The 25,982-nt window shown below is 63.5% G+C and carries 23 protein-coding genes and 1 tRNA gene; 8 read left to right on the plus strand and 16 right to left on the minus strand.

Translation table 11 applies throughout. The annotated features are described in order from the left end of the window. Positions 1-165 precede the first annotated feature (165 nt). The 6 genes from rfbD to EB233_RS24535 form a co-directional block, all read right to left on the minus strand. Entirely contained in the window at positions 166-1,053 is an 888-nt protein-coding gene (gene rfbD / locus EB233_RS24510; protein ID WP_064989940.1) for a dTDP-4-dehydrorhamnose reductase, read from the minus strand. Beyond that, positions 1,050-2,120 (minus strand): dTDP-glucose 4,6-dehydratase, encoded by a 1,071-nt coding sequence (gene rfbB, locus EB233_RS24515; RefSeq protein WP_064989941.1) that lies wholly within the window; start codon positions 2,118-2,120, stop codon positions 1,050-1,052. The genes rfbD and rfbB overlap by 4 nt, the downstream gene beginning before the upstream one ends. A gap of 19 nt (positions 2,121-2,139) precedes the next feature. Continuing rightward, complete coding sequence (rfbC, locus tag EB233_RS24520; protein ID WP_064989942.1) at positions 2,140-2,691, minus strand: dTDP-4-dehydrorhamnose 3,5-epimerase; 552 nt, start codon at positions 2,689-2,691, stop codon at positions 2,140-2,142. Positions 2,692-2,694: 3 nt separating this feature from the next. Then, positions 2,695-3,576 carry a glucose-1-phosphate thymidylyltransferase RfbA gene (rfbA, locus tag EB233_RS24525; RefSeq protein ID WP_064989943.1) on the minus strand — a complete coding sequence of 294 codons (882 nt, stop codon included), beginning with the start codon at positions 3,574-3,576 and terminating at the stop codon, positions 2,695-2,697. An 83-nt stretch (positions 3,577-3,659) separates the two neighbouring features. After that, the gene (locus EB233_RS24530; protein WP_064989944.1) at positions 3,660-4,694 is read right to left on the minus strand and encodes an NAD-dependent epimerase; all 1,035 of its coding nucleotides are present in this window, start codon (positions 4,692-4,694) and stop codon (positions 3,660-3,662) included. A gap of 64 nt (positions 4,695-4,758) precedes the next feature. Further along, positions 4,759-5,349, minus strand: a complete 591-nt coding sequence (locus tag EB233_RS24535) for a biotin transporter BioY (protein WP_064989945.1) — start codon at positions 5,347-5,349, stop codon at positions 4,759-4,761. A 115-nt stretch (positions 5,350-5,464) separates the two neighbouring features. On the opposite strand from EB233_RS24535, the gene EB233_RS24540 reads away from it, so the two are divergent. Further along, positions 5,465-6,373 carry an MBL fold metallo-hydrolase gene (locus tag EB233_RS24540; RefSeq protein WP_064989946.1) on the plus strand — a complete coding sequence of 303 codons (909 nt, stop codon included), beginning with the start codon at positions 5,465-5,467 and terminating at the stop codon, positions 6,371-6,373. A gap of 72 nt (positions 6,374-6,445) precedes the next feature. Here EB233_RS24540 and EB233_RS24545 read toward each other — a convergent pair whose 3' ends face one another. Together EB233_RS24545 and EB233_RS24550 are read right to left on the minus strand one after the other, a co-directional pair. Next, positions 6,446-7,231 carry a DUF1499 domain-containing protein gene (locus tag EB233_RS24545; RefSeq protein WP_064989947.1) on the minus strand — a complete coding sequence of 262 codons (786 nt, stop codon included), beginning with the start codon at positions 7,229-7,231 and terminating at the stop codon, positions 6,446-6,448. Positions 7,232-7,311: 80 nt separating this feature from the next. After that, positions 7,312-8,940, minus strand: a complete 1,629-nt coding sequence (locus tag EB233_RS24550; protein ID WP_064989948.1) for a fatty-acid--CoA ligase — start codon at positions 8,938-8,940, stop codon at positions 7,312-7,314. A gap of 325 nt (positions 8,941-9,265) precedes the next feature. Between EB233_RS24550 and EB233_RS24555 the strand changes: the two genes are divergently transcribed. Beyond that, positions 9,266-9,622: a hypothetical protein gene (locus EB233_RS24555; RefSeq protein WP_064989949.1), complete on the plus strand. Its 357-nt coding sequence runs from the start codon at positions 9,266-9,268 to the stop codon at positions 9,620-9,622. Between the two features lie 253 nt (positions 9,623-9,875). Beyond that, the gene (locus tag EB233_RS24560) at positions 9,876-10,265 is read left to right on the plus strand and encodes a DUF427 domain-containing protein (RefSeq protein WP_064989950.1); all 390 of its coding nucleotides are present in this window, start codon (positions 9,876-9,878) and stop codon (positions 10,263-10,265) included. A 25-nt stretch (positions 10,266-10,290) separates the two neighbouring features. Here the strand turns inward: EB233_RS24560 and EB233_RS24565 are convergent, their stop codons facing one another. From EB233_RS24565 to ppdK, 3 genes are all read right to left on the minus strand, one after another. Continuing rightward, positions 10,291-11,031 carry a polysaccharide deacetylase family protein gene (locus EB233_RS24565; protein WP_064989999.1) on the minus strand — a complete coding sequence of 247 codons (741 nt, stop codon included), beginning with the start codon at positions 11,029-11,031 and terminating at the stop codon, positions 10,291-10,293. Between the two features lie 168 nt (positions 11,032-11,199). Beyond that, positions 11,200-12,300 carry a glycosyltransferase family 9 protein gene (locus EB233_RS24570; RefSeq protein ID WP_064989951.1) on the minus strand — a complete coding sequence of 367 codons (1,101 nt, stop codon included), beginning with the start codon at positions 12,298-12,300 and terminating at the stop codon, positions 11,200-11,202. A gap of 245 nt (positions 12,301-12,545) precedes the next feature. Continuing rightward, positions 12,546-15,224 carry a pyruvate, phosphate dikinase gene (ppdK, locus tag EB233_RS24575; protein WP_064989952.1) on the minus strand — a complete coding sequence of 893 codons (2,679 nt, stop codon included), beginning with the start codon at positions 15,222-15,224 and terminating at the stop codon, positions 12,546-12,548. Between the two features lie 225 nt (positions 15,225-15,449). Here ppdK and EB233_RS24580 point away from each other — a divergent pair, with 225 nt between their 5' ends. Both EB233_RS24580 and EB233_RS24585 read left to right on the plus strand, forming a co-directional pair. Continuing rightward, positions 15,450-15,794, plus strand: a complete 345-nt coding sequence (locus EB233_RS24580) for a VOC family protein (RefSeq protein ID WP_064989953.1) — start codon at positions 15,450-15,452, stop codon at positions 15,792-15,794. 226 nt (positions 15,795-16,020) lie between these two features. Continuing rightward, positions 16,021-16,095: transfer RNA gene (locus EB233_RS24585), tRNA-Gln, on the plus strand. A 63-nt stretch (positions 16,096-16,158) separates the two neighbouring features. Here the strand turns inward: EB233_RS24585 and smc are convergent. The 3 genes from smc to EB233_RS24600 all read right to left on the minus strand — a co-directional run bounded on the left by smc (position 16,159) and on the right by EB233_RS24600 (position 21,082). Next, a complete protein-coding gene (gene smc / locus EB233_RS24590) occupies positions 16,159-19,617 on the minus strand; it encodes a chromosome segregation protein SMC (protein WP_064989954.1) in 3,459 nt (1,152 codons plus the stop codon). A 57-nt stretch (positions 19,618-19,674) separates the two neighbouring features. After that, a complete protein-coding gene (locus tag EB233_RS24595) occupies positions 19,675-20,418 on the minus strand; it encodes a DsbA family protein (RefSeq protein ID WP_027053469.1) in 744 nt (247 codons plus the stop codon). Positions 20,419-20,572: 154 nt separating this feature from the next. Beyond that, positions 20,573-21,082 carry a DUF721 domain-containing protein gene (locus EB233_RS24600; RefSeq protein ID WP_064989955.1) on the minus strand — a complete coding sequence of 170 codons (510 nt, stop codon included), beginning with the start codon at positions 21,080-21,082 and terminating at the stop codon, positions 20,573-20,575. A 54-nt stretch (positions 21,083-21,136) separates the two neighbouring features. Between EB233_RS24600 and mutY the strand changes: the two genes are divergently transcribed. Together mutY and EB233_RS24610 are read left to right on the plus strand one after the other, a co-directional pair. Then, on the plus strand, positions 21,137-22,267 hold the full coding sequence (gene mutY, locus EB233_RS24605) for an A/G-specific adenine glycosylase (RefSeq protein ID WP_064989956.1): 1,131 nt from the start codon (positions 21,137-21,139) through the stop codon (positions 22,265-22,267). Positions 22,268-22,376: 109 nt separating this feature from the next. Beyond that, on the plus strand, positions 22,377-22,988 hold the full coding sequence (locus EB233_RS24610) for an HAD family hydrolase (RefSeq protein ID WP_064990000.1): 612 nt from the start codon (positions 22,377-22,379) through the stop codon (positions 22,986-22,988). 65 nt (positions 22,989-23,053) lie between these two features. On the opposite strand, the gene EB233_RS24615 is transcribed toward EB233_RS24610, so the two are convergent. Further along, on the minus strand, positions 23,054-24,187 hold the full coding sequence (locus tag EB233_RS24615) for a site-specific DNA-methyltransferase (RefSeq protein ID WP_027053465.1): 1,134 nt from the start codon (positions 24,185-24,187) through the stop codon (positions 23,054-23,056). Between the two features lie 179 nt (positions 24,188-24,366). On the opposite strand from EB233_RS24615, the gene EB233_RS24620 reads away from it, so the two are divergent. Further along, the gene (locus tag EB233_RS24620; RefSeq protein ID WP_027053464.1) at positions 24,367-25,056 is read left to right on the plus strand and encodes an HAD family hydrolase; all 690 of its coding nucleotides are present in this window, start codon (positions 24,367-24,369) and stop codon (positions 25,054-25,056) included. Between the two features lie 47 nt (positions 25,057-25,103). Here the strand turns inward: EB233_RS24620 and EB233_RS24625 are convergent, their stop codons facing one another. Further along, positions 25,104-25,862 (minus strand): hypothetical protein, encoded by a 759-nt coding sequence (locus EB233_RS24625; protein ID WP_064989957.1) that lies wholly within the window; start codon positions 25,860-25,862, stop codon positions 25,104-25,106. Between the last annotated feature and the right edge of the window lie 120 nt (positions 25,863-25,982).

Genomic DNA, 25,982 nt, shown 5'->3' on the forward strand with positions numbered 1-25,982 from the left:
GCCCGTGCTTAGGTTTCGCGCAATGGCTTGTCAATCTCGGACGCGCGACCGAGTTCGATTTCAACACTGCTGCAGGGGATTTAGGCGGTGACTTCTGCCGTGAAAACCTATGGACCGACCACCGGATTTGACGCGAATCGAACGTTGGTTGAAACCTCGAGCGTTTCACCGACGATCCAGGATACGGCGCACGATACGCTCTGTCGATTTGCGCCATTCCGGCGCGGTCCATCCGAATGTGGCAGCGAATTTCGCGCTCGACAGTCGCGAATTGACAGGACGCCGCGCCTTGGTCGGATAATCCTTGGTGGCGATATCGCGCACATCAGCCCAAGGGCCACCAGACGCCAGGCTCGTGTCCAGGATGTGGCGGGCAAAGCCGCTCCAGTTGGTCTCGCCCGTACCGACCAGATGATAGACGCCGAATGCACGGAAATGCGTGTCTTCATGCAGCATTGTAGCGGCATGCAGGATGGCGTCGGCGATATCAAGTGCCGAGGTGGGATTGCCCCACTGATCGGCCACCACCGAAATCTCGTCCCGGTCGGCGGCTACCCGCAGCATGGTTTTGGCGAAATTCCTGCCGAACGGACTGTAGACCCAGGCGGGGCGCAGAATCAGGTGACGCGGGCCGGCGGCGGCCACCGCCTGTTCTCCGGCGAGCTTGGAGGCGCCGTAGACGCCAAGGGGCGCCGTCGCGTCGGTCTCGACATAGGCACCGGGCGCGCTGCCATCGAAGACGTAGTCGGTCGAGAGATGGATGACGGGAACACCGAGCCGTGCGGCAGCCTGCGCCACCTTGCCGGCGCCGGTTGCGTTCACCGCAAAGGCGAGGTCGGGCTCGTCCTCGGCCTGATCCACGGCCGTGTAGGCTGCGGCCGACACGACGATATCCGGCTTCGCGGCGGCGATGGCGTCGATCACGGTCTCGGGTCTTGCCAGGTCGAGCTCCGGACGGCCGATGGCGACAACCTCCACACCGGTACGCGCCTGACCTGCCTCCAGCAGGCTAGCCGCAACCTGGCCGTCGCGTCCGGTGACAGCGAGCCTCACGCGCCCACCTTGCGCGCCTCGCCCAGTCTTTCGCCGGCGTAGCGCTGCTCGCGGATCGGCCCCCACCACCACTTGTTGTCGAGGAACCAGTCCACGGTTCTGGCCAGACCGCTGTCGAAATTCTCACTCGGCGTCCAGCCGAGTTCGCGACCGATCTTGGACGCGTCGATGGCGTAGCGGCGGTCGTGGCCGGGGCGATCGGTGACGAAGGAGATCAGCTCCCGATAGCGCCTGCCGCCGGCGCGCGGACGCCTGGTGTCGAGCAGGTCGCAGATCGTCTCGACGACGGCGAGGTTCGTCCGTTCCGAATTGCCGCCGACATTGTAGCTCTCGCCCGGCGTGCCCTTGGTGGCGACCAGTTCCAGGGCTCGGGCGTGATCCTCGACGAACAGCCAGTCGCGCACATTGGCGCCAGCGCCGTAGACAGGCAGCGGCTTTTCGTCGAGCGCATTGAGGATGACGAGCGGGATCAGTTTTTCGGGAAAATGATAGGGGCCGTAATTGTTCGAACAGTTGGAAAGCACGACCGGCAGCCCATAGGTCTCGTGCCAGGCGCGCACTAGATGGTCCGAGGCCGCCTTCGAGGCGGAATAGGGCGAGGACGGCGCGTAAGGCGTCTCCTCGACGAACATGCCGCCGTCGAAAGGCAGATCGCCGAACACCTCGTCGGTCGAAACGTGATGGAAGCGGAAGCGGCTTTTCCTGTCGTCGGACAGGCCGCGCCAGTATTCGAGGGCGGCATTGAGGATCTTGTAGGTGCCGACGATGTTGGTCTCGATGAAGGCGCCCGGCCCGTCGATCGAGCGGTCGACATGGCTCTCGGCGGCGAGATTCATGACGATGTCGAAATCGTCACGGCGCAGGAGATCGAGCACCGCTTTCTCGTCGCAGATATCGGCATGAGCAAAACGATAATTATGCGCGTTCTCGATTTGCCGCAGCGAGGCCAGGTTGCCGGCATAGGTGAGCTTGTCGAGATTGGTCACCCGGTAGGCCGGATTGGCGCACAGATGCCGGCACACCGCCGAACCGATGAAGCCAGCTCCGCCTGTCACCAGAAAATTCATGCCGCTATCCTCATGCCCATCAGGCAAACACTTCGGCGTCGGCGAGCAACGGCGCCTTGAGGTCCCTGCCCGAAAGCTGGAACCCGCCGGCCACTGAAGGCCATTCGATGCCGATGGCGGGATCGTCGAAGCGGACGGACCGTTCGTGCTCGGGCGAATAGGTGTCGGTCACCTTGTACAGAACCTCGGTGTCCGGCACGAGCGTCACAAAGCCATGCGCAAAGCCCTGCGGCACCAGAATCTGGTTGCCCTTTTCGGCCGAAATCTCGTGAGCGATCCATTTTCCAAAGGTCTTCGAGCTGCGGCGAATGTCGACACAAACGTCCAGGACCCGGCCGCGTATCACACGCAGCAGCTTGTCCTGGGCGCGGGGCGCGAGCTGATAGTGGAGCCCGCGCAAGACGCCAGCCGCAGCGGAATAGGAATGGTTATCCTGCACGAAATTCAGATTTATTCCAGCCTGCGCGAATCGGTCGGCACTATAGGTCTCCATGAAGAAACCGCGTGCATCGCCATGCCGCTTTGGAACGATTTCCAGCACGCCTTCGAGGCCAAGGGACCGGATCTCCAACGCTCAAGCCTCCGACAGATCGGCAACGCGCCGGCGCAGATAAGCGGCATATTCATTTTTGCCCAACCGGGTTGCGCGTTGCAGCACCTGCTCCGCCGTCAGCCAGCCCTGCTCGAAGGCGATCTCCTCCGGGCAAGCGACCTTGATGCCCTGCCGGTGTTCGATCGTGCGCACGAAGGAAGAAGCGTCGTTCAGACTGTCATGGGTTCCTGTGTCGAGCCAGGCATAGCCGCGCCCCAAGCGGTGCACATGCAGCAGGCCGCGATCGAGATAGGCGTTGTTGACCGCCGTGATCTCGAGTTCGCCGCGGGCCGAAGGTCGAATGGCCGAAGCGATGTCGACGACGGAGTTGTCATAGAAATACAGCCCGGTGACAGCCCAGTTGGATTTCGGCTTTTGCGGCTTTTCCTCGATCGTTAGCGCGGTTCCGGTGGCCTTGTCGAAGGACACGACGCCATACCGTTCCGGATCGTCGACGCGATAGGCGAACACCGAAGCGCCCTTGTCGCGCGTCGCGGCGGTGCGGCAAAGCTGCGACAGCCCGTCGCCAAAATAGATGTTGTCGCCGAGGATCATCGACACGCTGTCCTTGCCGATAAAGTCGCGACCGATGATGAAAGCTTCGGCAAGCCCGTTGGGGTGCGGCTGCTCCGCATAGGAGATATCCAGCCCAAATTCCGATCCATCGCCAAGTAGATCACGGAAAACCGGCAGATCTCGCGGCGTAGAGATAACCAGGATCTCCCTGATGTCCGCGAGCATCAGTACGCTCAGCGGGTAGTAGATCATCGGCTTGTCGTAGACCGGAAGAATTTGTTTGGAGACTGCCAGCGTCAGCGGATAAAGGCGCGTTCCACTACCTCCCGCAAGGATAATTCCTTTCAAGAAGCTCTCCCCGGCATGAGCAAATCCCTCCGCGGCAGCGGTAGCCACAATTACATCCCGAAAAGGCTGCTGCCAGCGCCGGCTTATACCCTAGAGTCGTTACCAAAATACGCCTGGTACCACTCGACGAACCGCCCTACCCCGTCCGGCACCGACGTTCCGGGGCGATAGCCGACGGCCTCCTGCAAAGCCGAAGTGTCGGCGAAGGTGTCCGGCACGTCGCCGGCCTGCAGCGGCAAGAACTCGATGACGGCCTTGCGACCAAGCGCGTTTTCCAGCGCCTCGACATAGGCGGTCAGCTTCACCGGGTTGTTGTTGCCGATGTTGAAGATGCGCCAGGGCGCCCTGCTCGTCGCCGGATCCGGATGGCCGGAATCCCAGGCCGGGTTGCCGGCGGCAGGACTGTCGCTGGTCCGGATCACGCCTTCGGCGATGTCATCGACATAGGTGAAGTCGCGTGTGTGGTTGCCATTGTTGAAGAGCTTGATCGGCTCGCCCGCCAGGATGCTCCTGGTGAACAGGAACAGCGCCATGTCGGGACGCCCCCAGGGGCCGTACACGGTGAAGAAACGCAAGCCTGTGGTAGGCAGCCCGAACAGATGGCTGTAGCTGTGCGCCATCAGTTCGTTGGCGCGCTTGGTCGCGGCATAGAACTGCAGCGGATGATCGGCCGGGCGGTGCTCGGAAAACGGCATGTCGGTGTTGGCGCCGTAGACACTCGATGTGCTGGCATAGGTCAGGTGCGCCATGCCGCTGCCGCGGCAGGCCTCCAGCATGTTGGTGAAAGCGACGATGTTGCTTTCGACATAGGCGCGCGGGTTTTCCAGGCTGTAGCGCACCCCGGCCTGGGCGGCGAGATGGATCACCCGGTCGAAGGAATGGTCTGCGAAGCAGCCGTCCACGATGCCTCTGTCGGCAAGATCGCCGTGGATGAAATGATAGCCGGAATTGGTGCTTCGGCTGGCCTCGGCAAGCAGGCGCAGCCGCGCCTGCTTGATCGCCGGATCGTAGTAGTCGTTGACGCTGTCGATGCCGACAACCTCGTCGCCCCGCTCCAGGAGCCGCCTGGCGACGTGATAGCCTATGAAGCCGGCGGCGCCGGTGACCAGAACCTTCATCAGCAGCGCCCGCCTTCGGAAATGAACCCCTGACGTCTACCGCACGCCAGGCTTCCCGCGGACTTCAGGAACGCTTCAGCAGCGACCACACGGCCGGCACGAGGCTTGCCGCCAGCGCAACTTTGATCAGGTCGCCGACGATGAACGGCACGACGCCGAACTGCCAGGACTTCTCCGGACCGATGAGCAGCGCAAGCCAGGCAAAACCCATCGCCATCATCAGCACTTCGGCAACCAGCATCGCGTTGAAAAGCTTGATCGGGTGGCGATCCCAGCCGCGATCAGCGGCCCAGCCGACAATTGCCGCCATGACGACGAAGCCGGCGAGGTAGCCGCCGGTCGAGCCAAGCATATAGGCGATGCCGATGCCCTTCTCCGGCGTACCCTGGAAGACCGGGAAGCCCATCGCGCCTTCCGCCATGTAGAGCAGCAAAGTGGCGACGCCGAGGCGCATGCCGAAGGCGGCGGCGATCAGCAGGACGGCGAGCGTCTGCATCGAGATATCGACGGGACCCAGCACGACCTTGGTCTTCGCCGACAGGGTCAAGAGCAGCGTCCCGGCGATCGCCAGGAAAAGCTGCGTTGCCAGTCGCGCCGCGCCTTCTTGCGGCAAAGCCAGAGAAACAAGCGGGCGCATCGTCGTTGCAGTTGCCATGGTCTTCCCCAATCCGATCTGTCGCGATCCGATAATCGCGGTCTCAGCGTTTTCCTATATTGGCTTGCGTGCTATGCGGCAATCGGTTTTGCCGTTCCGGGAACAATGTGCCGATATGGCTCTCAAATTCGATACCAGTTTCGATCCGCATTACGGCCAGGGCGTCAACGTGGCACCGGACGTGCAGCGCGTCACTGTCCGAAACCCGAGCCCCTTCACTTTTCATGGCACCAACAGCTATGTCGTCGGGCGCGACACGCTGGCGGTGATCGATCCCGGTCCGGACGACGAGGCACATCTTAAGACCTTGCTCGACGTGATCGCCGGCAGGCCGGTCAGCCATATCTTCGTCAGCCACACGCATCGCGACCATTCTCCGCTGGCGGCCCGGCTGAAAGAACGCACCTGCGCCACGGTGATGGCGGAGGGGCCGCACAGGCCGGCAAGGCCGTTGCATATCGGCGAGACCAATGCGCTCGACGCCAGCGCCGATACCGCTTTCGTTCCCGACATCGCCCTGCCGGACGGTGCGCTGACCGCCGGCGACGGCTGGGCGATCCGCGCAGTTCTCACCCCCGGTCACACCGCCAACCACGCAGTGTTCGCGCTGGACGGAACCGGCATCCTGTTTTCGGCCGATCATGTCATGGCGTGGGCGACTTCCATCGTGGCACCTCCGGACGGGGCCATGGCCGATTACATGGCATCGCTGGACAGACTGATCGAGCGCGACGACCACCTGCTGCTGCCTGGGCATGGCGGACCGGTGACGAAGCCGCGCGCTTTCATGCGCGGGTTGAAGACGCATCGCAAGATGCGGGAGCGGGCCATACTGGAGCGGGTCAGAGCCGGCGACCGGACGGTTGCCGACATGGTCAAGGCAATCTATCGCGACACCGATCCGCAGTTGCATGGCGCCGCCGGACTGTCGGTGCTTGCCCATCTCGAGGATCTGGTGGCGCGCGGCCTGGTGTCGACCGACGCCGCCCCTGCCATCGACGGCATTTTCACGCCGGCCCAATAGGCCTGCCTGGCCCGGGACCCCGCCTTCCACGCGCTCGCCTGCCCCCCCGGCGGCGCCGGATCGGCGGGAAGGCTATTCGGCTGGCGCCGCCCCGACCTGACCCGCAACCTCCTGATCCAGTTCCGCCAGAAAATCGATGATGCGCTGGGCATTGTCGCCAAGATCGTAGCGGCCGTAACGCGAAGCCGACCGCATGTCGACGATCACCGTGTCGCCGTCGTCCGTTACGCGGATCGCCACATCGGCTGGAAGGCCGAGCACGAAACCCTTGGCGACAGCGGTGATGGTCACAGCGCTTTGCCCGGCAGGGTCGGGATAGGGTTCGGACAGCTCCCAACCGCGCCGGTCGAGCACGGTTTCGACCGCATTGACGATGGTCTCGAATGGCAGGTCGTAGCTGCGCGCGGTGACCAGCGGATAGCTGTCGCTCTGCAGCCGCTGTTCGCCTGGCGTGGATGGGACAAGCACATTCATGTCCTTTGTCCGGTCGCCGACGTCGAGCGCGGGCGGATCGTCGAAATCGGTCGAGATGTCCCTGAGCGGCGGATAGATCGTCGCCCAGTAGGCGGCAACGCCATAGGGGACCAGCACCAGCAGTGCCAGCAAGGCGCCGACAGTCAGGTCGCGGCCGCCGCGATCGCCGAATTTCCACAGCCTCGAAAAGGCGAAGGCGGCAAACAGCAGCGCCAGCGCCGCCAGCAGCGCGACAATGCCCAACACCCATAGGAACACCGGCGTTTCGACGAGATCGAAGCGATGGCCAACGAAGTCGGTCAGCAAAAGCACCATTGAAAATGCGGCCGTGCGCCGCGACCAGCCGGCAGCCTTCGACGTTCGCCGTTCGGGAATGCTAACCATTGTTCTCTGCGCTGCCCCAACCCGGACGGAGGTCTAGTGCCTTTTTGCGACGGCTTGAAGCCGAAACACGCAACATCCCGTCAATCCGTCGGCAAGCGGTAGTCCCTGAACTGCTGGCGCAAGGTGATCTTCTGGATCTTGCCGGTGGCGGTATGCGGTATTTCACCGACGAAAGCGACATCGTCGGGCATCCACCACTTGGCCACCTTGCCGTCCATGAAACCGAGAATATCCGCCTTGCTCGGCTCCTTGCCCGGCTTGGCGACGACAACCAGCAAGGGCCGCTCGCCCCATTTGGAGTGTTGGACGCCGATGGCCGCCGCTTCCGCAACGTCCGGATGGCCGACGGCCAGATTCTCCAGGTCAATGGTCGAAATCCATTCGCCGCCGGACTTGATGACGTCCTTGGCCCGGTCGGTGATCTGCATATAGCCGCCGGCGTCGATGTGAGCGACGTCTCCGGTGTCGAACCAGCCGTCCTCATCGAACTGCTCCGCGCCGACACCGCCATAATAGGCGCGAGCAACGGCCGGTCCACGCACCTTCAAACGGCCAAAGGTCTTGCCGTCCCAGGGTTGCGCATTGTTGTCGTCATCGGTCACCTTCATTTCGACGCCGAAGGGCGGATAGCCCTGCTTCTGCTGGACATCGAGCCGGGCCTCGCCCTCCAGACCGGCATATTCCGGCTTCAAGGTGCACAACGTGCCGAGCGGCGACATTTCAGTCATGCCCCAGGCATGGATGACCTCGACACCGTACTCGTCCTGAAACCTCTTCATGATCGCGCGCGGACAGGCAGAACCGCCGATGACGACCTTGTTCAGATAGGGAAGCTTCTTGCCGGTCTCCTCCAGATATTGCAGCAGCATCATCCAGACGGTCGGCACGGCGGCGCTGAAGGTTACCTTCTCGGTGTCGAGCAGTTCATAGATCGAGGCGCCGTCCATCTTGCAGCCGGGCATGACCAGCTTGGCGCCAATCATCGGGCCGCTCTGGCCAAGACCCCAGGCATTGGCATGGAACATCGGCACAACCGGCAGGATCGTGTCGCGCGACGACAGGCCCATCGCGTCAGGCATGGCGGCGATCATGGCGTGGAGCACGTTCGAGCGGTGGCTGTAGACGACGCCCTTGGGATCGCCTGTCGTGCCCGATGTATAGCACATGCCGGCGGCGGTGCCTTCGTCGAAGGTCTTCCAGGCGAAATCGCCATCGACCTCGTCAAGCCAGGCCTCATAGGCGACGGCATTGGGCAAGGACGTTTGCGGCATGCGCGCCTTGTCGGTCAGGACGATCACCTTCTTCAGCGACTTGACGGCACCGGCGATCTTTTCCAGCAGCGGTATGAAGGTGAGGTCGACGAAGACGGCCTTGTCCTCGGCATGGTTCATGATCCAGACGATCTGCTCGGGGAACAGGCGCGGGTTGAGCGTGTGATAGATCGCGCCGATGCCCATGATGCCGTACCAGGCCTCGATGTGGCGCGCCGTGTTCCAGGCCAGCGTGGCGATGCGGTCGCCCAAGCCAAACCCGTCGCACTCCAGCCGCTGGGCGACCTTGAGAGAACGACGATGGATGTCGGCATAGGTGGTGCGCACGATCGGTCCCTCGATCGAGCGCGACACGATCTCGCGCACCCCGTGCTGCCGTTCGGCGTTGTCGATAAGCTTGTGGCACAGCAGCGGCCATTCCTGCATCAGGCCCAGCATTCCGTTCCTCCTCCCTCGCGCATTTTGCGTCGTAGCTTTGGCGCATTGTGAAGCGAACCGGCGGATTGTCCAGCCACCCGCACGCGCGGGGCACGAATTTTCGGAGCCGGTGCCGCAACGGCAAGCGATTGAATTCTGGCATGTTTTGGAACTCGCCCGCCCGATCCCTCGTGCCACCGAAATGGCAGCATGGTCGAAGCCATCATGATGGCGGGAATGTCCTGCCCGGTGAAATGACCGGGAAATCCGCCACAATCCGGCCATCGTCGGCGTTAAGTTTCGTTAACGGGCAAAGGGGTGCGATTGGCGACTGAAAGAGGTTCGCATGGACGCGCAGCTCGACGACAAGGCGCTGGAGAGCACACTGGCCGAAAGTCTGGCCGATCTGGTGCCGGACGAGAAGACTGTTTCCGAAGACGAATTTGTTGAAGTTGTCGGCGGCGCGCTCGAGGCGGTCGGCGGCACGCTGCTGTTCAAGATGTGCGTCAAGAACGAAGGCGAAGGCCAACATGTCGCGGCCGCATCCGTCGGCGCCGGTGGCAATCGCCAGTTCCTGCTGTTGACCTTGCCGACCGGCGGTGGCTCGCTGAAAGTCGAGACTGTCTCCAGAAGCAGCAACCCGGTGGCGGGCATCGCCGCCGCCTATGCCGGACTGATGGACGCATTCAAAACCGCCGCCTGAGCCTGGGCTGACACGCGAAAGCGCTTAGAACATTTCACCGTTTCACGGAACGGCCATCCGTTCTAACTCTTTGTTTTCACGCAATTCCCAAGGGGAAGTGCTGTGCGCTTCTCCCAGGAAAACCGCGCAAACTTTTCCTGGAATTCCGCTGGCGCCATGCCACGGCGATTGGCGCCTGCTTTCGTGATGCGCATGGACCTTGCGCAACAGCCGTGCCCGCCACACTTTAGAGGCCAGGCAAAGGAGAACCAGCATGGACAAGATCGCCAACCCGGCCCCCGGCTTCCAGCGCAATCCCGACAAGATCATCACCATCGAGCCCTATGTCGGCACCGTCACCGTGCGCGCCGGCGATGCGGTCATCGCGTCATCCACCAAGGCCAAGGTGCTGACGGAGGCTCCCTATGCCGCCGCTTTCTATATTCCGTTCGCCGACATCGACTTCACAAAGCTGAGCAGCACGCAGCACTCGACCCATTGCCCCTACAAGGGCGACGCCAGCTATTGGAGCGTGCCGGCGGCCGGCGAAGCCGGCCAGAATGCAATGTGGGCTTACGAGCGGCCTTTCGACGAAATGACCGAAATCCGCGACCACGGCGCGTTCTACGCCAGCAAGGTGACGATCGAAGCCACGCCGGACTGAACGCTTCAGCTAGACGGCGCCAGCCTCAATCGGTGGTGCCGTTGTTGCCGAACCCGTCGGCGTCGTCGAGGCGCACGAAGGTCATGCCTTTTTCCTTGAGCGCCAACAGGCCCTGCACCACGCCCTCGCCGGCGGCATGCGTCGGCTGGTTGATGTGTGAGATGATGACGTCACCGTCCTTGGCGGCGGAGATGCGCCTGGCGGTTTCCCTGGCTCCGAGCAGCGAGCCGCCATCGCCATTGATCGAGAAGCCGGCAACCTTGAAGCCGAGCTTGCGGATCATCGCGATTGCCGAGGGGCTGTACTCGGCGGTCGCACCCCGGAACCATTTCGGTGCCGGCTCACCGGTCCTGGCCAGCGCCACGGCCCCCGACTCGACCTCGGCCTGCACTGCTTCCGGACTGCCGGCGCTGCGTATGCCATAGATCTTGCGCGGCGTGTCGACCGCCGGAACATGGCGCCCGCCGTGATTCTCCAGTTCGAAAAGATCGGGATGCGCACGCATGATCTCGACGGCCGCGGCATTGCGCTTCAGCCAGATACCAGTAACGAAAATGGTGGCAGGGATCTTGTTTTCCACCAGTGCCGAGAGAATGCGTGTGTCGGTCTGTCCGCCGCATGCATCGAGCGTGAGCGCAACGTGGCCAGCCCCGCTTGCCGCGGGCTTGATGTGCAGCGTGGGTTCGACCAGCGGCGCGGCCTGGGCACTGGATATCGCCGCCAACGACATGGCGATCATGCAGAGATGTCTTTGCAGCAGACGCATCAAACCAATTCCTGACAGGCCGAACTCGTGACCGGCGATTTCAAGCCAGTATCCCAAGACCCGCATGAAGGCGGAAATCGGGTTGGTGGATAGCAGAAAAGTGCCTGGCGCGGCAATTTGACCGCCCGCCTGGTAAACGTGCCATTCGTGGACCTTTGCGATCGGGTTTCAGACGGCGCGTTCGCGATTCATCTCGGTGCGCGCCAGAAGTTCGCGGGCGGCTTCGACGACGGGCTTCACCTCCAGGCGCCAGACGCAGCAGGCCTTGCTGGGATCGGTTGGGCGGCACAGGCCCTTGGCGACGCAGTCGCACGGCATCGGCGGCCGCAGCGCGATGCTGGGCACGCCGACCGGCCCCCAGCGCGCCGGATGCGTCAGGCCGAAAAGCCCGACGACCGGCGTGCCCGCGGCGGCGGCCATATGCATCGGGCCACTCTCATTGCCGAGAAACAGCCGCGCCTGTTTAAGGGCGGCCAGCAGGGTTTCGAGCGACATTGTGCCGACAAGATCGACAACTGGCGCCGCCGTGCTGGCGATGATGCGCGCGGCGGTCTCGCGTTCGTCCGGCCCGCCCACCAGCGCAACGGCCAGTCCAGTGTCGGCTGCAATCTCGTCAATCGCCTCGGCAAACCGTTCCGGCTGCCACTGCCGGCCCTCGAAACTCGCGCCCGCATGCACGGCGACGAACCGGTTTGGCGTGAGATGATGCTTGGCCAGAAGCGCCAGGGCTTTCATCGTCTCTGACGGCAGCGGCTGGATGCCGGGCATCGTCACGCGCAGATCGATGCCGAGCGCCTCAAGGGGCGACAGATAGCGATAGATGAAATGCTGGCCGCCAAATCCCAGCGGTTTGGCAAAGACATTGGCGGGCTGCCGCTCCAGCCGCTTCAGTGGCCTCTCGGGAGGATTGTAACCGACGCGTGTCTTCGCGTTGACGAGCCCGCTGACGAAGCGCGAGGTCTTTGAATCGGTCAGGTCGATCGTCAAATCGAAGCGGAAGCGGCGCAGGGCTCGCACCATTGCATAGAGTTCTTTTCCACGCTGCAGCGGGGTGCCGCGGATGCGGGACCGCCTGAACGCAACCACTTCGGAAGCGATGCCATGCGCCAGTACGAAACTCTCGAAACGAGCCTCGCAAAGAAACACGATCCTGGCGCCGGGGAATTCGAGTTGCAGGTTCCTGGCGAGCGTAGACGCAAGAACGATATCGCCGATGAACTTCGTTTGAATGACCAGGATCGAGTGGAACGGCGCGGGAGATATCTGCAACTTGTGCTTCCGGGGACAGTTGGCGGGACTTCAGCAAATTGGTGAGGAACAATGTCGAGATTACGCAGTGCCTTCAGCACGTTCGCGTGAGTTTACATACAAAACCGTAAGCTTTCGAGCAGGCTAAAACGCGTCGCATTGAAACCGGTTCATGGACGCGTTTCAGGTCCTTGTTTGGATGCACGCCGTTGACCCAGAATCGAACGCAATGGATCGAACTCACTTAGGGCGACATCCATTGCGTTCTATCCCTTGCCGGCCTTCGCCGCCTGTACCGCTGCCTGCGCCGCCGCCAGCCTGGCGATCGGCACGCGATAGGGCGAGCACGACACATAGTCGAGCCCGACCTCCTCGCAGAAACGGATCGACGCGGGATCGCCACCATGTTCGCCGCAGATGCCGAGCTTGATGTCAGGCCGGGTCGCCCTGCCCTTTTGCGCGGCCATGCGCACCAGTTCGCCAACGCCCTCGATGTCGAGCGAGACGAATGGATCCTGCTCGATGATGCCCTTCTGGCGGTAGGTCTCCAGGAACGAGGCCGCATCGTCGCGCGAGATGCCGAAAGTGGTCTGGGTGAGATCGTTGGTGCCGAAGGAGAAGAACTCGGCAGTAGCGGCGATGACATGGGCGCGTATCGCCGCACGTGGCAGCTCGATCATGGTTCCGGTCAGATAATCGATCTTGACGCCGCTCTCGTCCATGACGCTCCTGGCGACCGCATCGATGCGCGCCTTGACGTAATCAAGCTCCTTCACCAGGCCGACCAGCGGCACCATGATCTCGGGCACCACCAACGCGCCGGCTTTCTTGCCGGCTTCGACGGCGGCCTCGAAAATGGCGCGCGCCTGCATCTCGGCGATCTCGGGATAGGAGACGGCCAGCCGGCAACCGCGATGGCCGAGCATCGGGTTGAATTCGTGCAGTGCCTCGGTGCGCTGCCGGAGCTTGTCAGGCGACACGTTCATGACCGCCGCTACCTCGGCGATTTCGGCCTCGGTCTTGGGCAGGAATTCATGCAGTGGCGGATCGAGCAGTCGGATCGTCACCGGCAGGCCGGCCATGATCTCGAACAGCTCCAGGAAATCCGAGCGCTGCATGGGCAGAAGCTTCGCAAGAGCGGCGCGCCGGTCCTTCTCGGTGTCGGCGAGGATCATCTCGCGCATGGCGACGATGCGGGCGCCGTCGAAGAACATGTGCTCGGTGCGGCAAAGCCCGATGCCTTCGGCGCCGAAGGAGCGCGCCATGCGAGCGTCGAGCGGCGTTTCGGCATTGGTGCGCACCTTCATGCGCCGCACCGCGTCGGCCCATTCCATGATGGCGGCGAAGTCGCCCGACAGTTCGGGCTGCAGCATCGCCACGGCGCCCTTCAGCACCTGGCCGTTGCCGCCATCGATGGTGATGATGTCACCCTTGCGGAAGGTCTGCCCCATCGAGAGCAGCGTGCCGGCCTTGTAGTCGACGCGCAGCGAGCCGGCGCCCGAAACGCAAGGCTTGCCCATGCCGCGTGCGACCACGGCGGCGTGGCTGGTCATGCCGCCGCGCGTCGTCAGGATGCCTTCGGCCGCATGCATGCCGTGGATGTCTTCGGGGCTGGTTTCGATGCGCACCAGGATCGCCTTGCGGCCTTGCGCCTTGAGATCCTCGGCATCGCCGGAGGAAAACACGATCTCGCCGGTGGCGGCGCCCGGCGACGCCGGCAGGCCGACGCCGATGACGTCGCGCGCCGCTTTCGGGTCGATTGTCGGGTGCAGCAACTGGTCGAGCGAGGCGGGGTCGATGCGGGCGACGGCTTCCTCCTTCGTGATCAATCCGTCCCTGGCCATCTCGACGGCAATCTTCAGCGCCGCCTTGGCGGTGCGCTTGCCGGAGCGGGTCTGCAGCATCCACAATTTGCCGCGCTCGATGGTGAATTCGAGGTCCTGCATGTCGCGGTAGTGCTTTTCGAGGCTGTCGGAGATGGTGACGAAAGACTGGAAGGCGTCGGGCATCAGCTTCTGCAGCGACGGCTTGTCGGAGCCGGCGGCGATGCGGGCGGCCTCGGTGATGTTCTGCGGCGTGCGGATGCCGGCCACGACATCCTCGCCCTGCGCGTTGACCAGGAACTCGCCATAGAGCTGCTTTTCGCCTGTCGACGGGTTGCGGGTGAAGGCGACGCCGGTGGCCGAGGTCTCGCCCATATTGCCGAACACCATGGCCTGGACGTTGACCGCCGTGCCCCAGCTTTCGGGGATATCGTGCAGGCGCCGATAAGTGATGGCGCGATTGTTCATCCAGCTCGAGAACACGGCGCCGATGGCACCCCAAAGCTGCTCTTGCGGATCCTGCGGGAACGGCCTGCCGAGCTCCTCCTCGACCTTGGCCTTGTAAAGCGCGATCACGCCTTGCCATTCTATGGCGGTCAGTTCGGTGTCGAGTTCATGGCCTAGGCTAGCCTTCTGGTCCTCCAGGATCTCCTCGAACACCTCGTGGTCGAGGCCCATGACGACGTCCGAATACATCTGGATGAAACGGCGGTAGCTGTCATAGGCAAAGCGCGGATCGCCGGAATCGGTGGCCAGCGCCTCCACCGTCTCGTCGTTGAGGCCAAGATTGAGCACTGTGTCCATCATCCCTGGCATCGAGGCGCGGGCGCCGGAGCGCACCGACACCAGAAGCAATTTCGACGGATCGCCGAAGCGGCGGCCCGTGATTCGGCCGATATGGTCGAGCGCCACGGCGACATCGGCTTCGAGCCCCGCCGGATAGGCGCGGCCGTTGGCGTAATAAGCGTTGCAGACCTCGGTGGTGATGGTGAAGCCCGGCGGCACCGGCAGGCCCAGGCTGCACATCTCGGCGAGATTGGCGCCCTTGCCGCCCAGCAGATTCTTGTCGCCGGCACGGCCTTCCGCCGCACCATCGCCAAAGGTGAAAACCCATTTGGTCATGCTTTGCTCTCCGGTTGCAGGAGATTGGAAAGATTGGCGAAATGGAAAGCTCCGCCCGTGTCCGACTTTGGAGCGATAAGATGCTGCAGTGCGAAAGGCAAGCGCCGGCAAAGCCGTGCTGCCGCTACAATCGATTAAGAAAAAGCCCTGCCCGGACATGCGGCAAAAAGACTTGCCACGTCACGGCTCAGCGAATAGAACATAAGCAGAACACATAGGTGTCCCATGAAACTGACCGGAAAACTCGACTATCTGGAAATGCCAGCCACCGGCGGCACGCTGGACCGGTTGAAAGCTTTCTACAGTGCCGCCTTTGCCTGGTCGTTCACCGATTACGGGCCGACCTATTCGGCCTTTGCCGAAGGCCTGGACGGCGGTTTTCAGGCCGATGCCGCGGAAGCACCGGCCAAGCCGCTGCCGGTGCTCTATTCCCAGGATCTGGAAGAAACGCTAGCAGCGGCCGGGACGAGCGGCGGCACGATTGTCAAGCCAATCTTCCCGTTCCCCGGCGGCCGGCGCTTCCACTTCACCGATCCGGCGGGCAATGAGTTGGCCGTCTGGGGTGAATAGCCCGCCCCGGTCGGGTCTGGCGGCATCTGTGGATTGCCCGATTTGGGCGTTCTTGCCGTCGCTCATAAGCATTGTGCTTTTCGGCTGCTCTGCTAAGAACGCGCCGCACAAGCGACTCGATCGCACCGGCCCGAAATCGAGATCGATTTTCGGGCCAGTGCAAAGATTGTTAGTGTTAGAGCGTACTTTTTGCGTCCAAGTGGACGCACGTCGCTCTAATGGCTATTGGGGCGTCGCCAAGTGGTAAGGCATCGGTTTTTGGTACCGACATTCCCAGGTTCGAATCCTGGCGCCCCAGCCAATATCTTCCTACTGGATCGTGCCGCGAAGGCATCGCTTATTGGAGTGGACCGGCCCGGTCGCTTCAGCTCGCCTCGCGCATCGCCTCAGCCGCCTGCAGATCGACCGAGACGAGCTGGCTGACCCCCTGCTCGGCCATGGTCACGCCGAACAGCCGGTCCATGCGGGCCATGGTGATCGGGTTGTGGGTGATGATGACGAAGCGCGTCTCGGTCGTCTTGGCCATCTCGTCCATGAGATTGCAGAAGCGCTCGACATTGTGGTCGTCGAGCGGCGCGTCGACTTCGTCGAGCACGCAGATCGGCGCCGGATTGGTCAGGAACACCGCGAAGATCAGTGACATCGCCGTCAATGCCTGCTCGCCGCCCGAGAGCAGCGTCATCGTCTGCGGCTTCTTGCCGGGCGGGCGGGCGAGGATTTCCAGGCCAGCCTCGAGCGGATCCTCCGATTCGATCAGCTGCAATTCCGCCGTGCCGCCACCGAACAGATGCGAGAACAGCCGCTGGAAATGGCTGTTGACGACATCGAAGGCGGCCAGAAGCCGCTCGCGGCCCTCACGGTTCAAGCTCTGGATCGCCTGCCGCAGCTTGCGGATCGCCTCGATGATGTCCTCGCGCTCGGAGACGATCGCCTCCAGCCGGTCGGACAGCTCCTTCTGCTCTTCCTCGGCGCGCAGATTGACGGCGCCGAGCCGTTCGCGCTCGATCTTCAGCCGGTCGAGCTGGCGTTCAATCTCGGCCATCTCGGGCATCGGATCGTCGGCTTCAAGGCCGGTGTGACGGATGACCAGATGCGGCGGCGTGTTCAGCGTTTCCTGGATGCGCGCCTCGACCTCCAGCCGGCGCTCGTCGGCCGCCGTCAGCCGCTCTTCGGCGCGCACGCGGGTCTCGCGCGCCTCGGCTAGCGACTGGATGGCGCCGGTGGCCAATTTGTCGAACTCGGCCTGCTTGTTCTCCGCTTCCTGCAGGCGATCGGCGGCCGCCTTGCGCAAGGTCTCGGCCTCGGTGAGCTGCGACAGCAATGCCCGCCGCTTGGCGTCGATCTCGTCGGGCGCATCGGCCAGCCGTTCACGCTCGGCCTCGGCCTCGGCCTTGCGTTCACCGAGCGAGGCGATCTGCGTCGAGGCGTTTTCGGCCCGCACCAGCCAGTTGCTGCGCTCGGCGCCAATGGCATCGAGCCGGCGTATGCGTGCCTCGGCTTCGCGCCGCAGCCCTTCATGGACGGCGCGCGCGTCGGCCAGCGTGGCGCGGTCGCGCGAGACATTGGCCGAGGACTGTTCGAGCTGCAATTGCAGGTCGCCGAGATCGGGCGCGTCCTGCAGCAGCATTTCGGCCTCGACGAAAGCCGCCGAGGTCTCCTCATGGCTGTCTACGATGCGCGCGCGTGCTTCATCGAGGGCGGCGCGCCTGCTCGCCAGTTCGCCGCCGGCCTTCTCGGCTTCGGCCAGCGCGTTGCGGGCAGCGTCCAGCCGATGCTGGGCATCGCGTCCGGCCTGGCGCGTGCTGCGTTCGGCCTCGCTGGCTTGGCGAAGCGCCTGCTCCGCCTGTGCCAGCGCCTGCTCGGCCTGGCGCAGGACAAGCGTCGCCTGAACCGCCTCGGCATCGAGTTCGGCAAGCCGGTTCTTCTGCGCCAGCCTCTGTGCCGCGGCGGTCGGCGCATCGGCGCTGGCGGTCAGACCGTCCCAGCGCCACAGCGCGCCTTCGCGGCTGACCAGACGCTGGCCCGGCGCAAGCAGCGTCTGCAACCGGCGGCCGTCGGAAGCATCGACAATGCCGATCTGCGCCAGGCGGCGGGCAAGCTGCGCCGGGGCACGAACCACGCTGGCAAGGCTTTTGATGCCCTCCGGTAGCGCCGCGTCGCCCGGCTGGATCTGGCTTTCGCCCCAATGCGCCGGGGCGCTGCGGTCGAGCGGCACGTCGAGATCTTCGCCAAGGGCGGCCCCCAGCGCCGTCTCGAAGCCGCGCTCGACGCTGATCTGCTCGAGCACCGAAGGGAAGAGATCGCCGCTGGCGGCGTTGAGGATCTTGGCCAGGGTGCGGGCTTCCGTCTCGATGCCCGCCAGTTCGGCTTTGGCATCCTGAAGCGGCGGACGGGCAGCGCTTTCGGAGGCGCGGGCATCGATGACCGACTGCTCGGCCTGCGCCACGGCGGCCTCGGCCTCTTCCAGCAACGCCATGGCCTGTTCGACCAGAACACGCTTTTCGGCCGGATCCGGCAGGCCGGCGACCTTGGAGAGGATGTCCGACAATTCGCGGTCGACCTCGGCGAGCTGCCGGGCAAAACGGTCGCGGCGCTCGGCGGTTTCACGCAGCGTGCGTTCGATCTGATGGCGCGAGGCAGCGGCCTCGGCCCGTTCGGCGGTCAGCGCGGCAAGCCTGGCTTCGCTTTGCGCAAGCGTCGATGCCGCCTGTTCGAACGCCGCGCGGGTGGTGGCCTCGCGCTCCGCCGCGCCGGCGTTCTCGGAATTCAGCGCGGCCTCTTCGGCGCGAAGCCGTTCGAGAACATCGGCATTGTCACGCACCATCCGCTCCTCGCGGGCGATGTCGCCGTCGAGTTGCTGCAAGCGGCGCTCGATTTCGGCCTGGCGATTGCGGATGCGGCCGGCCTCCTCCTCGATCTGCGACTTGGCGATCGACAGGCGCTGGAAGGCGGCCGCAGCAGCGGCTTCGGCGTCACGCAGGTCCGGCAGGCGATGAGCGCCGATGCCTTGCTCCCTGGCGGCGGCCATCTGCGCGGAGGCGCGATCGCCGACCAGTGCCGTGGCAACCGCCAGCGCCGAGCGCGCCTCGCCTTCCTGCGTCTTGGCCAGCGTCCAGCGCAGATGCAGCAGTGTTGCCTCAGCCTTGCGGATATCGGCCGAGAGGTTCTTGAAGCGGGAGGCCTGGCGCGCCTGGCGCTTCAGGCTTTCGATCTGGCTTTCCAGTTCGCCGACGACGTCGTCCAGGCGTTCGAGGTTCTGTTCCGCCGCTTTCAGCCGCAATTCCGCCTCGTGGCGGCGGGTGTGCAGGCCTGAAATGCCGGCGGCCTCTTCGAGCAGCGCACGGCGCGCCTGCGGCTTGGCCTGGATCAGTTCGCCGATACGGCCTTGGCCTACCATCGATGGCGAGCGCGCGCCGGTCGACTGGTCGGCAAACAGAAGCTGCACGTCCTTGGCGCGCGCTTCCTTGCCGTTGATGCGATAGAGGGAGCCGGCCTCGCGCTCGATGCGGCGCGACACCTGCAACTCATCGGCGTCGTTGAAGGCGGCGGGCGCCGAACGGTCGGTATTGTCGAGGAAAAGCGTGACTTCGGCGGTGTTGCGGGCGGGCCGCGTGCCCGAGCCGGAGAAGATGACGTCGTCCATGCCGGACGCGCGCATGTTCTTGTAGGAGCTTTCGCCCATCACCCAACGCAGCGCCTCGACAAGGTTCGACTTGCCGCAGCCGTTCGGCCCGACAATACCCGTGAGGCCGCGTTCGATGACGAACTCGCCGGGCTCGACGAAGGACTTGAAACCGAGGAGACGAAGGCGCGAAAACTTCATTCACGCGCCCCATAAAGGCGAGCGCCGAAGCGCTGCCGCTTCAGCGCTGACCTGATGTCAGAGCAGAGGGTCGATGATGGCCGACATTTCCTCAATCGACATCGCCCCTTTGTAGGTCTTACCGTTGATGAAGAAGGTCGGTGTCGAGTCGACCTTGAATTCATTGGCGCCGCGCTTCTGGACCGATCTCACATCGTCCAGAAGTTTCTGGTCCGTCAAGCAGGCCTCGAACGACTCCTGTGTAAAACCGGCGAGCTTCGAGATTTGCAGCAGCGCATCCTTGGTGTTCGACACGCCAACCCAGTTCGCCTGCTGCCTGAACAGCACGTCCACCATCGGGAAATAGTTATCCTTGGCGCAGCGCGCCAGCATGAAACCGGCTTCCGCGCTCGGATCGAACGGGAATTCGCGCAGGATATAGCGCGCCTTGCCGGTGTCGATGTACTTGGTCTTCAGATCCGGGAAGGTGGTCTCGGCGAAATGCGCGCAGTGGGGGCAGGTCATCGAGGCGTATTCGACGATGGTCACCTTGGCATCGTCCTTGCCGAGCTGCTTGTCGGGCAGCGCGCCCGGCTTCAGCAGTTCGGCCATATCCACGTTGCCCTGGGACTCGGGAACCTGAACGGCAGCCGGGGTGGCCGGCTTTGCGGGAGCGGCCGGATCCGCCGGCTTCACATCCGCCGCCTTGGCCTCTTCGCCGGAGTTGCTGCAGGCGGCGAGCAGGGCCACCGCCGGAATGGCGGCCAGCGAAGACAGGACGTTTCTGCGAGACAGACTTTTGCCGAACGGAGGACGGTTCATACGAATCACCTGACAAGGGTTGAATTTTGCAATGCAAAGGCACGAAAAGGCGAGAGTTGGCGCGAATTAAGGCATCTCCATCCCCAATCCAATCGCGAAACCTGACCGATGTGATCACGAATGCGAGATGTTGACGACAAATCGATGACTGTCTTCAAGGGGTTTTCGACTTTCTTTCACCCAAAATGGTTGCGCCAAGCCGTTCCAGCGAGGCGCGCAGCCCGTCATCCTCGATCCGTTCGACCGTGCTGGACAACTTGTTCTGCTCCACCACCGTCAAGGGCCTGAAGGTCGGTTTAGGCCGTCCTTTGTCCGTCGTCACCGGTTTTTGCACGATTCTGATGCGGCCTATCGCCGTAAAGCCGAGGAAGGCGTTGACCCGGTTGATGATCTCGCCGGTCTCGTGTTGCAGATGAAGCGCCGCCATGCCCTCGCAGGCGATAACCAGCACCGCTGGCTCGTACGGATCGTCCTCATGGAGGCGGCGCGGCCACTGGATTTTTTCGGGCCGCGATCGACTGGCCAGCCGCGGTCCGGCGATCTCTTCCCAGGATTGGACAAGACCAATCGAGATGCCTGCCCGCTTGCGCAGCACCGGATCGAGGATTTTGGTCGCAAGATCGCTCACCGGGACGGGATTGCCGTAGGGCGTTCTCCCTGCCATGTACGTTCTCCAGCCACGACCCCAGCAGATACCGGCCAGGCCAATACACGATCAATGGCATCAGCAGAGCAGACCCGCAAGGCCCAGACTCCCAAGGCCCAGACTCGCGAGGCGATGCCGGACGATACCGCGTCGCGCCTTCTGGCCTGGTACGATTTGCATCATCGCGAATTGCCGTGGCGCGTGAGCCCGCGCGAGCATGCACGCGGTGTCCGCCCCGATCCATACCGCATCTGGCTGTCCGAAGTCATGCTGCAGCAGACCACGGTCGAGGCGGTGAAGGCCTATTTCCGCGCCTTTGTCGAGAAATGGCCCGATGTCGAGGCGCTGGCCGCGGCGCCAACCGAGGATGTGATGAAGGCCTGGGCGGGGCTGGGTTATTACTCCCGCGCCCGCAACCTCAAGGCCTGCGCCGATCTGGTGGCGGCGCGCGGCGGCCGGTTTCCCGACACCGAGGCAGGCTTGCGAGACCTGCCCGGCATCGGCGCCTACACATCGGCGGCGATCACGGCCATCGCCTTCGACCGCCCCGCCGCGGTCGTCGATGGCAATGTCGAACGCGTCATATCACGGCTGTTTTCGATCACCACGCCGCTGAGCGAAGCCAAGGCCGGGATCCGTGCCCATGTCGAGGCCATGGTGCCGGCGGCAAGGCCGGGCGACTTCGCCCAGGCGATGATGGATCTCGGCGCCACGATCTGCACGCCGCGCCGACCGCGCTGCATGTTGTGCCCGCTGCGCGAAGATTGCAGCGCCGTCGTCTCGGGCGATCCCGAAAATTTCCCGGTGCGGCTGCCAAAAGCCGACAAGCCGCTGCGGCGCGGCGCGGCTTTCATCGCCGAGCGTGAGGACGGCGCCATTCTTCTGCGCAAACGGCCCGAGAAAGGTTTGCTAGGCGGCATGACCGAAGTGCCGACCACGGCCTGGACGGCGCGGGTGGACGGTGCCACCACGCCGGCGGCGGCACCCTTTCCCGGCGACTGGCGGCGCGCCGGTACAATCACCCATGTCTTCACCCATTTCACGCTCGAGCTCGACGTCTTTCACGCCGACGTCAAAGGTGATGCACCCGCAGGGCATTTCTGGTCGCTGGCCCACGAAATTTCCGGAGAGGCCCTGCCAACTGTCATCAAAAAGGCAATCGAGGCTGCGATACCCGGCGCGACCAAAGCACGTCGAGTGTGAGGTGATTACACCGCGACGTGCTTTGAATTTGTGCATGTCGTTTTCCGCGAACCGCCGCACACTTTTGGGCGACATGCACCAAAGCAACGCCAGCATTGAAAGAGGCTTCATGACTGAAATCCGCCACATCGTTTTCGACATCGGCAAGGTGCTGGTCCACTACGACCCCGCCATTCCGTTCAGTCGCCTCATTCCCGATGCCGAGGAGAGAAAGTGGTTCTTCGACAATGTCTGCACGCATGACTGGAACATCGAGCAGGATCGCGGCCGGACCTGGGAAGAGGCAGAGGCGCTTGCCATCGCCGAGCATCCCGATCATGCGGAAAACATCCGCAATTTCCGCCGTCACTGGCATGAGATGGCGCCGCACGCCTATGACGACAGCGTTGCCATCCTGGAGAGCCTGATCGACACCGGCCACGATGTAACGCTGCTGACCAACTGGGCCGCAGACACCTTCATCGAGGCGCGCGGCCGCTTTCCATTCCTTGACCGCCCGCGTGGCATCACCGTGTCGGCCGAGATCGGCCTGATCAAGCCGGACCGCAAAATCTACGACCACCACGTCGCTTCATTCGACCTCGATCCGGTGGCGTCGCTGTTCATCGACGACAGCCAGAAGAACGTCGACGGCGCCAAGGCTGCTGGCTGGCAAGCGGTGCTGTTCACCGACGCCAGGACGCTTAAGGCAGACCTTGAGCGGTTCGGAATCAAGGCGTGATCCGAATCGCTTGCGGCGATCCGCTAAGATCTTGAATCAACACGAAGGCGGCAGGCGGCAGGGGTTCACCCCCCCGCCCGCTCCATGCCCAGCCGGGCAATGCGGCGCAACTCGTCGATGGGAGTGAGGCCGCCACTGCGCTCATAGTGCCAGAAGGTCCAGCCGTTGCAGGCGTCCAGTCCCTGCACTTCGGCGCCGATCTTGTGGATCGAGCCGGCGCTGTCGCCGATCGCCACGGTGCCGTCGGCGCGCACCTTGGCCGCCCAGCGTTTCTTGGCGTCGTAGAGCGTGGAACCCGGCTGCATCAGTCCGGTGTCGAGAAGGCTGACGAAGGCAACGCGCGGCTCGGCGCGCTTGCCGGTCAGCACCGTCAAATCGGCATCTTCCAGCGGCCGCACCGCATCGATGCGCTCGTTGGCGGCGTCGATATAGGCCTGCTCGCGCTCGATGCCGACGAAATGGCGGCCAAGGCGCTTGGCCACGGCGCCTGTCGTGCCGGAGCCGAAGAACGGATCGAGCACGATGTCGCCGGGCTTGGTCGAGGCCATCATGATGCGGGCAAGCAGCGCCTCCGGCTTTTGCGTCGGATGCAGCTTGTCGCCATTGTCGTTCTTCAGCCGCTCGCCGCCGGTGCAGATCGGGAACAGCCAATCGGAGCGCATCTGAATGTCGTCGTTGGAAGCCTTCATGGCTTCGTAGTTGAAGGTGTAGCCCTTGCCCTTCTGATCCCGCGAAGCCCAGATCATCGTCTCATGCGCGTTCTGGAAGCGGCGGCCGCGGAAATTCGGCATCGGATTGGTCTTGCGCCAGACCACGTCGTTGAGGATCCAGAAGCCCAGGTCCTGCATCTTGGCGCCGACGCGGAAGATGTTGTGATAGGAGCCGATGACCCAAATGGTGCCGTTGGGCTTCAAGACGCGGCGCGCCGCCAGCAGCCAGGCGCGGGTGAAGGCGTCATAGGCCTCGAAACTCTCGAACTGGTCCCAGTCGTCGTCGACCGCATCGACCTTGGACTGGTCGGGCCGGTGCAGATCGCCGTCGAGCTGCAGATTGTAGGGAGGATCGGCGAAGATGACGTCGATCGACTTTTCGGGCAGGCGGTCGAGGGCCGCGACGCAGTCGCCCTTGAGGATCGTGTCCAGCCATTCGGATTGCTGGGGGGCGTGGGACAACTCGTCGAGAAGACGCACGGCAGACATGTTTACACCCAAGGCACGCGTTACTGTTTACTCGCTGTTATGGTTACCGATCAGCGTAAATATTCGGTGAAGGCCAGCGCGATCGCTTGCCAGGTTTGCGAAGGCCCCACCGTTGGTGTATGCCGCCCCGCCTGAGCCCGTAGCGGCCATTCCTCCATCCTGCCTTTGTCCGGATCGCCATGCCCCAGCCAAACCTTGTCATCTTCGATTGCGACGGCGTGCTCGTCGATTCCGAAATCATCGCCGCGCGGGTCGAGGCCGAGCTGATAACGCTGGCCGGATATGAGATTTCGGCCGAAGAGGTTGCCGAGACCTATGCGGGCCTGACCTTCAAGGACATCCTGATGCGGATCGAGGAGAAGTCCAAGATCCCGTTCCAGGCCTCGCTGATCGACCGCGCCGAAGAGCTCGTCGACAGGAAATTGCGCAGCGATGTTCGTGCCATAGAGGGCGTGCGCGAAGCGGTCGCCTCGGTCATGACGCAACGCTGCATCTGCTCCAACTCACGCTCGGAGCGGATAGAATTCATGCTGGAGAAGGTGCATCTACTGCCGTTTTTCGCAGGCCGTATCTTCTCCGCGCTGGAGATACCGAGCAAAAAGACCAAGCCTGCCCCGGACGTCTTCCTGCTCGCGGCGGAAAAGTTCGACGCGAACCCGGCGAACACTTTCGTCATCGAGGATTCCGTGCACGGCGTTGCCGGCGCCAGGGCAGCCGGCATGCGCGTGATCGGCTTCACCGGCGCCAGCCACAGCTATCCCGGCCACGCCGATGCCTTGACAGAGGCCGGCGCTGAAACGGTCATCCGCCGATGGGCGGAGCTGAAAAGCGTGATCGCGGCACTTTCGGAATGGTCAGCCGACGCCTGAGCAATTGGGGCGGCGACTCAAGCGCCCTTGAAACACCCTGATCGGGACTAGTTCGTCGCGGCGGCCTTCTTCCTGTGGGTCTTCTTCGGCTTGTCCGTCGTCGCCTTCGGCGCGTTTTCGTCATAGCCGGCATAGGCCTGATAGTCCTGCGCCGTCGGCGCCGGCACGACGACATTGGTGTCGGTGAAGACGAACTGCGTGGCGACCGAGGGATCGGTGACCTGAACCTGATACTGGTGGATCTGCGAATAAAGCACGTCGGTGCCGTGCATCACCGCGGTGCGGATCGGCATTGTGATGGTGCCTGGCGTGAACTTCGGGCCCGGCACGATCTTTCCGGCGACCGCGATCTTCATCGTCAGTTGCCCGTCGGTGCGGCTGCAGTCGCGGGTCACGTCGGAAATCGAGGCTTGATAAATGATCCTCTGAGAATCGTCGGGCGGGGTCGCGGCGGCGGCCTCGGCAGCGGCGGCGGCCTGTGCCTCCTGCGCCTGCTGTTCGGCTTCGGCCTGGTTCCGCGGCTTGCGCATGGGCTTCGACTTCGGCTTGGGCTTCTTGACCTCGTTGACATAGGTGTTGAAGAAGGCGGTGCCGTCGCGCACCGTTACCCTGGGGCAATAGGCGTTCAACTGGCTGGCCAGAACCTTGGGATCCTGCGGCGGCGGTGGTGCTGTCGGGTCAGTCTTCTTGCCGAAGCCGAGGCCAAGGACGCCATTGTCGCCCGATTGGCAGCCGGCGGCGGCGAGCATAAAGCCGGTGAGCGCAAGACCCGCCAAAAAGCGACCACTTGATGTACGAAACGCCATGAAACTGCACTTCCCTCTCGTAAAGCTGGTGACGTATATCAACGGCGCGGCAAAAATGCGACTGGAGCCGGCACAGAAATTAACCACCTTGTGGTGAACGCAAGAGCCAAGCGGCAACGG

The organism is Mesorhizobium erdmanii, from assembly GCF_013170725.1.
In the GTDB taxonomy this organism is placed as follows: Bacteria; Pseudomonadota; Alphaproteobacteria; order Rhizobiales; family Rhizobiaceae; genus Mesorhizobium; species Mesorhizobium erdmanii.